The organism is Primorskyibacter flagellatus (assembly GCF_048268605.1).
Lineage (GTDB): Bacteria > Pseudomonadota > Alphaproteobacteria > Rhodobacterales > Rhodobacteraceae > Primorskyibacter > Primorskyibacter flagellatus.
The window spans coordinates 90711-102965 of record NZ_JBLWVF010000013.1 but is presented as its reverse complement, the minus strand read 5'-3'; the positions used below and the strand labels follow the sequence as shown (position 1 = coordinate 102965).

Below are 12255 nucleotides of genomic sequence, written 5' to 3'. Positions count from 1 at the left end.
CCACCAACCTGGAGTTCGGAGAGTGGGTCTCGGTCTTCGGCGATGCCAAAATGACAACCGCGCTTCTGGATCGCGTAACCCATCATTGTGCCATCATCGAAACGGGCAACACGTCATACCGGTTCGCACAAAGCAAGCGACGCGGAAAAACATAAACGTCACGCAAGCAAAGCCCCCAGACGGACTCGCTATATGAGGGCGGCCCGCCTGGGGGCTTTGCGCCACATAGGGTGGGTCAAATTTAATCGCTGAAACCGGGTCAGTTTTGAACGCTCATTGACACCCCAGTCGCCTCGGTGTGCGATGCAATGACACAGCGATCTTCTTGATGCCTTATGTCTTTTGCGCCGCCAGTTCACGCTTTTTGGTCTGCTTTGGCCGAAATTTCACATTCTGCCAAAACCTTTATAATTCAGCATGTTAAGCGCCTATGGCAAAACTAATCCCGTTTCATGGCAATCAAAACTGGGGGTTTTGGCATAACTATGCCCGCAAAGACAAACTCTGCCTAAAGCATCAACCAGAACATTTGCTGTGTCCGCAGGATGAGCAGGTCAGGCAGCCTTCGGCCATGATCATTGTGTACTGGCCGCAGGATGGGCAGGCGGGGCCTTTGGGGGTGTCGAGGCCGACGACCTGGGCCTTGGGGTCCGATTTCAGGCCCATGCCCTCGCCTTCAAGAAAGCCGATGGCGATGAGGTGTTGTTCTATCACGCCGCCGATGGCCGCCAGGATGGAGGGAATGTATTTGCCCTTCACCCATGCGCCGCCGCGCGGGTCGAAGACGGCTTTCAATTCTTCGACGACGAAGGACACGTCGCCGCCGCGCCGGAACACGGCCGAGATCATGCGGGTCAGGGCCACGGTCCAGGCGAAATGCTCCATGTTCTTGGAATTGATGAAAACCTCGAACGGACGCCTGCGCCCGCCGACGATAAGATCGTTGATTGTCAGATAGATGGCGTGCTCGCTGTCGGGCCATTTCAGCTTGTAGGTGGCGCCTTCGAGTGTCTGGGGCCGGTCGAGCGGTTCGGACATGTAGATCACGTCGCCATGCGGTGTTTGCGGTTCGGCGTCGGTGGTGGCGAGGATCTCTGGCGCAGCTTCAGTTCCGACAATCTCACCAAGTGACACATTCAGAACTTTTGCCACTTTGGACAAACGTTCTAGCGTGGGATCTTTTCCGTCTTTGATAATCCCATGCAAATATCCGTGGCTCAAACCTGCTTCGAGCGATACCTGCCGCATCGTTGTTCCGCGCGCGTCAATGAGGTTGGTGATAATTTCACGGAAATCCTTTCTGATCGCAGGGCTCTCCTCCGACACGCTCAACACACTCCCCGTCACATCGTTCGGGCGGTAGGTGGTGCAGCCTTTGCAGCCGGACTCGAAAGCCTCCATATAGACGTCCTTGAACGCCTCGAACGAGATGTCCTCGGGGCAGTTGATCGTCTTGGAAATCGAACTGTCCACCCATTTCTGGGCTGCCGCCTGCATCTTGACGTGGTCCAGCGGTGCAAGCGTCTGGGCGTTGACGAAATAATCGGGCAGATCTGCATCGCCGAATTTGTCGCGCCACATCTGCACGGCGTAATCGACAACCTCTTCCTCGGTGCGCGAGCCGTCCTTTTGCAACACTTTGCGCGTATAGGCATAGGCAAAAACCGGTTCGATCCCCGAAGACACGTTGCCCGCGTAAAGCGAGATCGTTCCCGTGGGCGCGATCGAGGTCAGCAGCGCGTTGCGGATGCCGTGCTCGGCGATGGCGGCACGGACATCCTCGTCCATCTGCTGCATGGTGCCGGAGGCCAGGTATTTTTCGGCATCGAACAGCGGGAAAGCGCCCTTTTCCTTCGCCAGTTCGACGCTTGCCAGATAGGCCGCGCGGGCGATGGCATGCAGCCAGCGCTCTGTCTGCTGTGCCGCTGCGTCCGATCCGTAGCGAATGCCGCACATCAGCAGCGCGTCTGCCAGCCCGGTGACCCCCAGGCCGATGCGGCGCTTGTTCATCGCCTCCTGGCGCTGTTGCTCCAGCGGAAAGCGGCTGGCATCCACGGTGTTGTCCATCATCCGGATCGCCACGGCCACCAGTCTGGACAGCGCCGCCTCGTCGATCTGCGCGCCCGTCTCGAACGGGCGATCGACCAGACGGGCAAGGTTGACCGACCCAAGCAGGCAGGCCCCATATGGCGGAAGGGGCTGTTCGCCGCAGGGATTCGTGGCGGCTATGGTTTCCACATAGCTGAGGTTGTTGGCCTGATTGATCCGGTCGATGAAGATTACGCCGGGCTCTGCGTAGTCATAAGTTGCGCGCATGATCCGGTTCCACAGATCGCGCGCCTTGACGGTGTGATAGATCTTGCCGTCGAATTGCAGATCCCAACTGCCGTCGGATTTCACCGCGTCCATGAAGGCATCCGTGACCAGCACCGACAGGTTGAACATCCGCAGGCGCGCGCTGTCAGACTTGGCGCTGATGAAATCCTCAACATCGGGGTGGTCGCAGCGCATTGTCGCCATCATCGCGCCACGGCGTGACCCCGCCGACATGATCGTGCGGCACATCGCATCCCAGACATCCATGAACGACAGCGGACCAGACGCATCGGCGGCCACGCCTTTCACATCTGCCCCACGCGGCCGGATGGTCGAGAAATCATAGCCGATGCCACCGCCCTGCTGCATGGTCAGCGCGGCCTCTCTCAGCATCTCGAAGATGCCACCCATGCTGTCGGGCACGGTGCCCATCACGAAACAGTTGAACAGCGTCACCGCCCGCCCGGTGCCCGCCCCCGCCGTGATCCGGCCCGCTGGTAGAAACTGAAAATCCTCCAGCGCGCCATAGAACCGATCCTGCCACAGATCAGCGTCGTCCTCGACCGCGGCAAGCGCGCGGGCAATGCGACGCCAGCTATCCTCGACCGTCTGGTCGACAGGCGTTCCATCAGCCTCTTTCAGCCGGTACTTCATGTCCCAGATCTGTTCAGAGATCGGCACGGCGAAACGGGTCATGGCAAGTCCTATGGCAACTGGAAGAAGGCTTGTCAGATTAGGCCGCCGGGGTGCTGCGGTCAAGCAGACCGGTCGCTCCATCTTGCCACGAGGACGCGGCAAAAATGGACTCCTCCAAAGAAGAATACACGCTCTGAAAAGAAAGAAGTTTCAGCCTTTACAGTATATTTTTTATAGCATTCCCAATGCATTGACAAGAATCACGCAAACATGATTATTGACTCGCAGAGTGCCGTATGAGGGTGTTGTAGTTGTTGTGAGTGGTTGCGCATCCCGGTCGAAAGGCCAAGCGCCATGATCTTAGCGTTCATGTTCAGTATTGTTTCTGTTGCGTTTGTACGGTGCATCCTCGGTTCGGAACGCTTTGGGGAGTGCCAGAGTTTCTGAACCGGGGACATTGCCGCTGCCGCCTGGCAGGCTACAATGATCGCCATGACGACTCGTTTCACCAATCTCATCAAGCTCAGCGTCGGCAGCGAAAGCGTCGAATCCATGGCGGACTGGCAAACGTCGCGCCGTGCGCAGACGGCCGACGGGTTACCGCGGCACGTCACGCGGATGTGGCCAAAACGCAGCGAAGAGATCCTCAATGGCGGATCGCTGTATTGGGTCATCAAGGGGCTGGTGCAATGTCGGCAGCGCGTGTTGCGACTGGATGAGGTCATCGGCGAAGACGGCATCCGCCGCTGCGCCATCGTTCTGGACCCGGAAATCATCCGTGTTGCGCCCTCGCAAAAGCGCCCCTTTCAGGGCTGGCGCTATTTGCAGCCGGAAGATTCGCCCGCCGATCTGGGGGCGCGCCGCGCCTGCGAAGACAGTTTGCCGCCGGAACTGGCGGGCGCGCTGGCCGAGATTGGCGTGCTTTGAGAGCAGCGTTTTGCGCCATGCGCTGAACAGCCCATGCGGCGCATTCAACTAAAGGTCCCTTGCCTGTCCCTAAAGGCCAAGCTTGTCCAGCAACTGCTTCAATGCCGCGCGTTCCGCCACGGCCTTCTGCGCCTTGCGGCTGCGAAACAGCGTCGCCTGTGATCGCAGGATCGGCCCGTCTCCCAGGATCTTCAGGTGGTTCGCACGCAGCGTCTCGCCGGTCGAGGTAATATCGGCAATCGCCTCTGCCGTCAGGTTCTTAACCGTGCCTTCGGTGGCCCCCTGACTGTCGACAAGCTGGTAATCGGCCACGCCGCCTGCGCGCAGGTAGTCCCGCACGAGGCGGTGATATTTTGTTGCAATGCGCAGCCTGTGGCCATGTTCGGCCCGAAACGCCGAGGCCGCCGCATCAAGATCATCCAGACAATCGACATCCACCCAGCAACTCGGCACCGCGACAATCAGATCGGCAAACCCGAAACCAAGCGCGGCCATCTCTTCGACCTGCTGATCCCATTGCACCAGCTTCTCGCGGACAAGATCAGTACCGGTCACGCCAAGATGCAACCGCCCCGCCGCAAGTTCGCGCGGAATCTCTCCCGCCGAGAGCAGCACCAGCTGCACGCCTTCCACTCCGTCGACCTTGCCGGAATATTCGCGTTCCGACCCGGTGCGAGACAAGGTCACGCCGCGCTCGCCGAACCAGTCGAACGTCTTTTCCATCAACCGCCCCTTGGACGGCACACCCAGTTTGACGGTCATTGCCCGCCTCCCAGAATTTCGATCAATCCAGCCCGGATCACGCCCCCGACCGCCGGAATCTCGGCCCCGTTTCCCAGCCTACGGGTCAGCGCGTCATATCGCCCGCCGGTCGCTACCGGCGGCAGATCGGGACGTCCGGCAGCGTAAAAACCAAAGACGAACCCATCGTAATATTCCATCGAGGTACGGCCATAGCTGGCTTCGAAATCAAGGTGTTCGATGTCGATCCCGCGTTTGTCCAGCGCGTCGATCCGGCGCGCAAACCGGTCCAGCGCGCCCGAAATAGCGGGCAGGTCCACTGCAATGTCGCGCAACCGTTCCAGCGCAAATGGACAGGTTTCACGCACCGCCAAAACCGCGTCGAGCGCGGCGACCTGTGCCTCAGACAGCGGGCGATCCTGCGCATCCTCGCGCAGCGCCTCGATACGCGCCGAGATTTCCGCCGGGCTGCGCAGTCCGATCATCGGGCCGGCATCTGCTAACGCATCTTCGGCGCGGAGCAGCGCCGTACGCGACGCAGGCACGGGACTGCGCCCCGCGAACCGATCCAGAAGCGCCCGAAAGCGCCGGGGCCGCCAGATATGCCGCATCAGCGCGGCACGTCGCCGTGCACTGGTGTCCAGCCCATCGACAGCGGCCATCAGGATGCCAATATCGCCAGTCGCCGGGTGCAGCCCCAACGGCGCAAGCGCGGTGTGAAACAGCGCAAACACCTCTGCGTCGGCGGCGTCCGGGTCCACACGGTCGAACACCTCATAGCCGACCTGGATATATTCGTTCTCACGCTCGGGGTGATCCTCCTGACGGCGAAACACCTCCCCGGCGTAAGTATAGCGCGCGGGCTCCGCCCCGCCTGTCATGTGCATCTGCACCACCGGCACGGTGAAATCCGGCCGCAACATCTGCTCGCCGCGTGACGGGTCCTGCGTGACATAAGCCCGTCCGCGAATATCCTCGCCGTAAAGATCCAGCAGAACCTCGGCGGGTTGCAGAATGCCGCAATCCACACGCTGCGCGCCGGCCTGTTCGAAAAGCGCCAGCAGCCGCGCAGCTTCGGCGCGGGTCACAGAAGACGGGACGCTCATTGCTGCTCCAGGATCTCGCGGACCTTCGCCACCAGATCGCCGCGAGCGACCTCGTATTGCGAGGGGCGTTCCTTCCACTCTTCCAACGTCGCGTTCTCGGCCATCTGCTTGCCGAGGATCAGATCCTTGATCTGCACGATGCCCTGCGCCTTCTCGTCACCGCCCTCGATCACCGCGACAGGCGAGTTGCGCTTGTCCGCGTATTTCAACTGGTTGCCGAAATTCTTGGGATTGCCAAGGTAGACCTCTGCCCGGATACCGGCCGCCCGCAGTTCCGCCACCATCGCCTGATAATCCGCCATGCGGTCGCGGTCCATCACGGTCACGACGACCGGCCCGGACTCAACGCTTTGAATCCGGCCCTTTTCACGCAGCGCCGCCAGCAGCCGGTCCACCCCGATGGAAACGCCCGTCGCAGGCACTTCCTGCCCGGTAAAGCGCTTGACGAGGTCATCATAACGCCCGCCCCCCGCAACAGAGCCAAACTGCCGCTTGCGGCCCTTGTCGTCGAGGATTTCAAACGTCAACTCCGCTTCGAACACCGGCCCGGTGTAATAGCCAAGCCCGCGCACGACGGACGGGTCAATCACGATCCGGTCGGGGCCGTAGCCCTGGGCTGCCAGAAGATCGGCAATCTGCCGCAGTTCATCAACGCCTTCAGCACCTATCAAGGACTCCCCAATCGCCGCGCGCAATTTCGTCAGGGTCTCTGTCGCGTCTGCGCCCTTGGATGTCAGAAAGGCCAACACTGGTTCGGCCTGCTCAACGCTCAGACCGACTCCATCGATATAGGCACCAGAGGCATCCAGCCGCCCCTTGCCCAACAGCTCGCGCACGCCCGCCTCGCCCACCTTATCGAACTTGTCGATGGTCCGCAGAACAGCGTCACGCTGGCCATCATCGGAAAGCCCCATGCATTCCAGCACGCCGTTCAAAACCTTGCGGTTATTGACCCGCACGATGTAATCCCCGCGGGGTATGCCCACATCTTCCAGCACATCCGACAGCATCGCGCAAATCTCGGCATCCGCTGCTACCGAAGCCGCCCCGACCGTATCCGCATCGCACTGATAGAACTGACGATACCGTCCCGGTCCCGGCTTTTCATTCCGCCAGACCGGCCCCATCGCATAGCGACGGTAAGGCAGCGGCAGATCGTTGCGGTGCTGAGCATAGACGCGCGCAAGCGGTGCCGTCAGATCATAGCGCAGCGCGACCCAAGCGTCATCCTCGTCCTGCCAGGCAAACACGCCCTCGTTCGGGCGGTCCACATCGGGCAGGAACTTGCCCAACGCCTCGACGGTCTCTACCGCACTGCTTTCCAGCGCATCGAACCCGTAGCGATGATACACCCCGGCAATTTTCGACAGCATCGCGGCGCGGTCACTGACCTCTGCACCGAAATAGTCGCGGAACCCCTTGGGGGTCACCGCCTTGGGACGGGGTTGTTTCTTCACTTTCGCCATGGCGTGCATCCGGCTCCAACTCATGCGCCGCCCGTGTAGCCGCTCGTTCCGACAGGGGCAAGCAATGCGATACGTCCGGAGATTTGGCCACCGGGGGAGGTCGCAGCACGCGCCGGGGGCAGGATGCCCCAACTGCGTGTACGCAAATTGTAAACTGTGTGCGCGGCACGCGCACTCTGCGAGGTCACGCGCCGCCGATTGCACAAGCCGCAAGCCCGCGCTATGGCACGGACGAAAGGATCCCCCATGGCCACGGAAATCGAGACCCTTCAGGAAAAGCTCGCCCATATGATGCGCGCCCTCGACGATCTGTCTGAGGTCGTGGCCCGTCAGGATACGGAAATCGCCACGCTGACCCGGCGGGTCGAAATGCTGATGCAGCGCGAAGCCGGGCGCGAGGCCGAAGGCACCGGCGGTGTCGTGTTGGGGGATGAACGTCCGCCACATTACTGAGGCGGACATGATTGAGACGGACGAGGCTCAGCGGCCTTTCATTCCCTGCGCCAGCAGCTCTCCATCATGCAGAAGCAGTTCGGCCCAGCGGGGGTTGCTGGCGAAATTCTCGTAGATCGTGACGAAGACGGTGTTCTTCTCCATCCGCGCGATCCCTCTGCCACAAGGTTTGCCGCGCGCCGCACCACACACCCTGCGTTTGAGCGTCTCATACGCCTCGTCCGTGGCCGAGACGGGTTGAGATTCCGCGGGCAATCCATAGCGCAGCTGCTCGTGCATCGAAGGCGATCCGAACATCACCAGCGCCCCGGTGATCTGCCTTGCGCATTGGTCGCCAAACCCGGTCACATAAAAACTATGTGGCGCCGTCGATCCCGGCGCACTGTCATACAACGTGTATCCGCGGCCACGTTCCGGGTGGCGGGCGATGGCCTTTCCCAGTTTGCGGACGGACACGCCGCACAGCACGCCCACCTCGCCATATGGCAGGGTCTGTCCCTTACTCACTGTGCCGCTCTGGGTCGCCCCTTTGGCAGATCCGCCTTCGAAGAACCGCGAAAAGAAACCGCCTTCGGGCCGCGATTCCGCCGGGGCGGGCAGCGCTTCGACCATCGTGGCATCTTCGGCAATATCCACATCTTCCAGCCGCCCCACCTGTTCCAGTGGGTCGGCGCAAGCTGCGAGCGTCAGGGTCGCCGCGATCGCAAGAAACAGTCTTCTCAAAGCAACATCCATCCCGTTCAGAAATTCAAACATAGCGTAACGCCCCCGACCGGGTCCAGCGAACCGGCGGAGTTCCGCGGGTTCTGCCACCAGCAAGCGGTCCCACCCGACGACGAAGTCATTGGGCAGGACTTGCGCGGGACGCCGCCACGTCGTTCAGCCCCGCTACGGACTAAAGCTCCTCGACAGCCATCACGCCGCCCAGGCTTTTGATCGCGCCTTTGATCTCGGGCGTGATCGGAAACTGGCGCTCCAGATCAATCTCCACCTCGCCCGGCAGCCCTGCATCCATCAGACACAGCTGGATGGGTCCGCGCGCGGCACGTTCCATCTGGCCCGACGCGTTTTCCAGAACCTGCGCCACAGCCGCGATGGCGACAGCCTCCTCCACGAAGATCCGCAACCCCGCGCTGCCCGCGTCGATGACCATGTCGTCCATCTTCGCGGCTGACCTGATGGTTGGATCGAACTGCCCGTCATTGAACCGAGCCTCGAGCGTGACGATTACCTTGTCGGTGGATTCGAACACCTGCCGGGCGGCGTTCAGGTCCTTTTCCTCGCGTGCGAACATCGCGATGCCTGCCAGTTGGCCTGTCGGATCAGAAATATTCATCCGGAAATACCGTGACCCGCGCGAGGATTTCATCTCGCGAAACCCCGACACCATGACGCCCACCCTGACGACGGCCGCGCCGTCCTGCTCTGCCTTGGCCTGCGCATCGGCAATTGTCGAGACGCCCTTTCGCTTCAAAGCTGCTGCATAGTCATCCAGCGGATGCCCTGACAGGAAAAAGCCGATGGCCTTTTGCTCTTCCATCAAGCGTTCCGACGCGACCCAGTCGGCCACCGGGCTCAGCCGCGGTTCCGGCAAATCCTCGCCCGCCTCGCCAAACAGCGACACCTGAGCCGAGGCTTTCTGTTCATGGATCGCTGCCGAATAGGCAACCAGCGCATCAAGGCTGTCGAACACCTTACGCCGGTTGGGGTCGAGTTGATCAAATCCACCGGCCCGCGCCAGCATCTCCAGCGCCCGTTTCCCGACACGTTTCAGATCCACCCGCCGTGCAAAATCGAAGAGCGTCGAGAACGGCTTGCCCTGCCCGCCCCGGACTTGATCCGGGGCCTCTGCCGCGAGGTCCCGGGTCGAGCCCGGGACAGGTGCCGCCTCGCCACAGCGCGCGTTCACGATCATCTGCATCGCATCGCCGCCGACGTTCTTGAGCGCCCCCAGCGCGTAGACCAATTGCTGATCGACCACGTCAAAACCCGCTTGCGAGCGGTTCACGCAGGGAGGGACGATAGCAATATCCAGTCCGCGCCGGACCTCTTCGGCATAGACCGCCAACTTTTCCGTCAGATGGATATCGCAATTCATCACACCGGCCATGAATTCAACCGGATGGTTCGCTTTCAGCCAGCCGGTCTGATAGCTGACCACCGCATAGGCCGCTGCGTGGGATTTGTTGAAGCCGTAATTCGCGAATTTTTCCAGCAGGTCGAACACCTCGCTGGCCTTTTTCTTGTCGACGCCGTTCTTCGCCGCCCCCGCCTCGAATTTCGGGCGCTCGGCATCCATCGCCTCCTTGATCTTCTTGCCCATCGCACGGCGCAGCAGGTCGGCGCCGCCAAGGCTGTATCCCGCCATTTCCTGCGCGATCTGCATCACCTGTTCCTGGTACACGATGATGCCCTGCGTTTCCGCCAGGATGTGATCGATCGACGGATGGATGCTTTCGAGGTCTTTGCGGCCGTGCTTTACATCGCAATAGGTCGGGATATTCTCCATCGGGCCGGGACGGTAGAGCGCCACCAGCGCCACGATATCCTCGATACAGGTGGGTTTCATCTGCCGCAGCGCGGACATCATGCCGGAACTTTCCACCTGGAACACGGCGACGGTCCTGGCCGCAGCATAGAGCTTGTAGGTCTTTTCATCCTCCAGAGGAATGAGGTTCATCTGGTTTTCGGCACCGGGGGCGGGTTCATATAGCTGCGTCCCGTCGGCCGCCACATGCAAGGGGCGGCCCGATTTCTGGATCAGGTCGACGGCGTTCTGGATCACCGTCAGTGTTTTCAGCCCCAGAAAGTCGAATTTCACCAGTCCCGCCTGTTCGACCCATTTCATGTTGAATTGCGTGGCCGGCATGTCCGACCGGGGATCCTGATAGAGCGGCACAAGCTCGTCAATCGGGCGGTCGCCGATCACAACGCCGGCCGCGTGGGTCGAGGCGTTGCGCAATAATCCCTCGACCTGCTGACCGTAGTCCAGAAGCCGGGCAACGACCTCTTCATTGCGGGCCTCTTCACGCAGCCGCGGCTCGTCGGTCAGGGCCTGTGCGATCGAGACGGGTTTCACGCCCTCGACCGGGATCATCTTGGACAGGCGGTCCACCTGACCGTATGGCATCTGCAAGACGCGGCCGATATCGCGCACCGCCGCCTTGGACAGAAGCGCGCCGAAGGTGATGATCTGCCCCACCTTGTCGCGGCCGTATTTCTTTTGGACGTATTGGATGACTTCTTCACGCCGGTCCATGCAGAAATCGATGTCGAAGTCGGGCATGCTGACGCGTTCCGGGTTCAAGAACCGTTCGAACAGCAGCGAATATCGCAAGGGATCAAGGTCCGTCACGGTAAGCGCATAGGCAACAAGCGAGCCCGCACCGGAGCCACGCCCCGGACCCACCGGAATATCGTGATCCTTACCCCATTTGATAAAGTCGGCAACGATGAGGAAATAGCCCGGAAAGCCCATGCCCTCGATGATATCAAGTTCGAAATCCAGACGTTTCTGATACTCCTCAACCGAGGCGGCATGCGGGATCACCGCCAGCCGTGCCTGCAACCCGGCATTGGCCTGACGGCGCAGTTCCTCGACCTCGTCATCGGCAAATTTCGGCAGGATCGGGTCGCGCCTGTAAGCCATGAAGGCGCAGCGTTTGGCGATCTCGACGGTGTTTTCAATTGCCTCGGGAAGATCCGCGAACAGCGTCACCATTTCTTGCTGCGATTTGAAACAATGCTGCGCGGTCAGGCGGCGGCGCGGTGCCTGCTGATCGACGTAAGAGCCTTCGGCGATACAGATCAGCGCGTCATGCGCCTCGTACATTTCGGGTTTGGGGAAATGCACGTCATTGGTGGCAACCAGCGGGATATTCATCGCATAGGCCATCTCGACATGGCCGCGTTCGGTCAGGCGCTCTTTTTCGGGCAGACCGCCTTCGCCGGGATGGCGCTGCAGCTCCACATACAGCCCGTCGGTAAAGATCTTGTGCAGCCGTTGCATCAGCTCTTGCGCCGCGGGGCGATGTCCCTGTTGCAGAAGCAGGCCCACCGGCCCATCCGGTCCGCCTGTCAGGCAGATCAGCCCTTCGGCATGGCGGCCCAGGTCCTCCAGCGTGACATGCGGCAACGAGCCGTCGCCGCGCAGGTACAGGCAACTGTTGAGCTTCATCAGGTTTTCGTAGCCACGTTCGTTCTGCGCCAGCAGAACCAGAGGCGCCGGGTCTCGCATCCGCTCGCCCGGCGCGGGTGTCGCGAATTGCAGATCGACCTGACAGCCAATGATGGGCTGGATGCCTGCCCCACTGGCCGTGACCGAAAATTCAAGCGCCGCGAAAAGGTTGTTTCGGTCCGTCACCGCGACGGCGGGCATGCCTGCCGCTTTGCACAGCTCCGGCAGTTTTTTTAGCCGAACCGCGCCCTCCAGAAGCGAGTATTCGGTATGGACGCGAAGGTGGATGAATCGGGGATCATTGCTCATGGGGGCACGATATGGGGCGGCGCGCGTGGCGGAAACCCCAAATCCCAGACCCGCTGTCATTGTGATAAAGCCAAGCGCCAGGTTTTCCGCTTCGTTAAGCTAACTGAATCCTATGCAATTTCTG

At 61.0% G+C, this 12255-nt stretch carries 9 protein-coding genes; 3 read left to right on the top strand and 6 right to left on the bottom strand.

From position 1 onward, the window contains the following. The coding region (locus ACN0WV_RS14210; protein WP_417606661.1) for an ATP-binding protein at positions 1-155 on the top strand (155 nt) is incomplete at its 5' end. 361 nt (positions 156-516) lie between these two features. On the opposite strand, the gene ACN0WV_RS14205 is transcribed toward ACN0WV_RS14210, so the two are convergent. Beyond that, a complete protein-coding gene (locus tag ACN0WV_RS14205) occupies positions 517-3012 on the bottom strand; it encodes an adenosylcobalamin-dependent ribonucleoside-diphosphate reductase (protein ID WP_417606649.1) in 2496 nt (831 codons plus the stop codon). Positions 3013-3444: 432 nt separating this feature from the next. On the opposite strand from ACN0WV_RS14205, the gene ACN0WV_RS14200 reads away from it, so the two are divergent. After that, on the top strand, positions 3445-3879 hold the full coding sequence (locus ACN0WV_RS14200; protein ID WP_084353048.1) for a DUF1489 family protein: 435 nt from the start codon (positions 3445-3447) through the stop codon (positions 3877-3879). A gap of 69 nt (positions 3880-3948) precedes the next feature. Here ACN0WV_RS14200 and hisG read toward each other — a convergent pair whose 3' ends face one another. Genes hisG through hisS form a run of 3 tightly spaced genes read right to left on the bottom strand, consistent with a single transcriptional unit; the run spans position 3949 to position 7192 of the window. Further along, on the bottom strand, positions 3949-4641 hold the full coding sequence (hisG, locus tag ACN0WV_RS14195) for an ATP phosphoribosyltransferase (protein ID WP_417606647.1): 693 nt from the start codon (positions 4639-4641) through the stop codon (positions 3949-3951). Beyond that, entirely contained in the window at positions 4638-5726 is a 1089-nt protein-coding gene (locus ACN0WV_RS14190) for an ATP phosphoribosyltransferase regulatory subunit (protein WP_417606645.1), read from the bottom strand. The genes hisG and ACN0WV_RS14190 overlap by 4 nt, the downstream gene beginning before the upstream one ends. Further along, entirely contained in the window at positions 5723-7192 is a 1470-nt protein-coding gene (hisS, locus tag ACN0WV_RS14185) for a histidine--tRNA ligase (protein ID WP_417606659.1), read from the bottom strand. Before hisS ends, ACN0WV_RS14190 begins: the two co-directional genes overlap by 4 nt. A gap of 246 nt (positions 7193-7438) precedes the next feature. On the opposite strand from hisS, the gene ACN0WV_RS14180 reads away from it, so the two are divergent. Beyond that, on the top strand, positions 7439-7645 hold the full coding sequence (locus tag ACN0WV_RS14180) for a SlyX family protein (RefSeq protein WP_417606643.1): 207 nt from the start codon (positions 7439-7441) through the stop codon (positions 7643-7645). Positions 7646-7672: 27 nt separating this feature from the next. On the opposite strand, the gene ACN0WV_RS14175 is transcribed toward ACN0WV_RS14180, so the two are convergent. Both ACN0WV_RS14175 and dnaE read right to left on the bottom strand, forming a co-directional pair. After that, positions 7673-8401, bottom strand: a complete 729-nt coding sequence (locus tag ACN0WV_RS14175; protein WP_417606641.1) for a hypothetical protein — start codon at positions 8399-8401, stop codon at positions 7673-7675. A gap of 139 nt (positions 8402-8540) precedes the next feature. Beyond that, positions 8541-12131: a DNA polymerase III subunit alpha gene (dnaE, locus tag ACN0WV_RS14170; protein ID WP_417606639.1), complete on the bottom strand. Its 3591-nt coding sequence runs from the start codon at positions 12129-12131 to the stop codon at positions 8541-8543. Between the last annotated feature and the right edge of the window lie 124 nt (positions 12132-12255).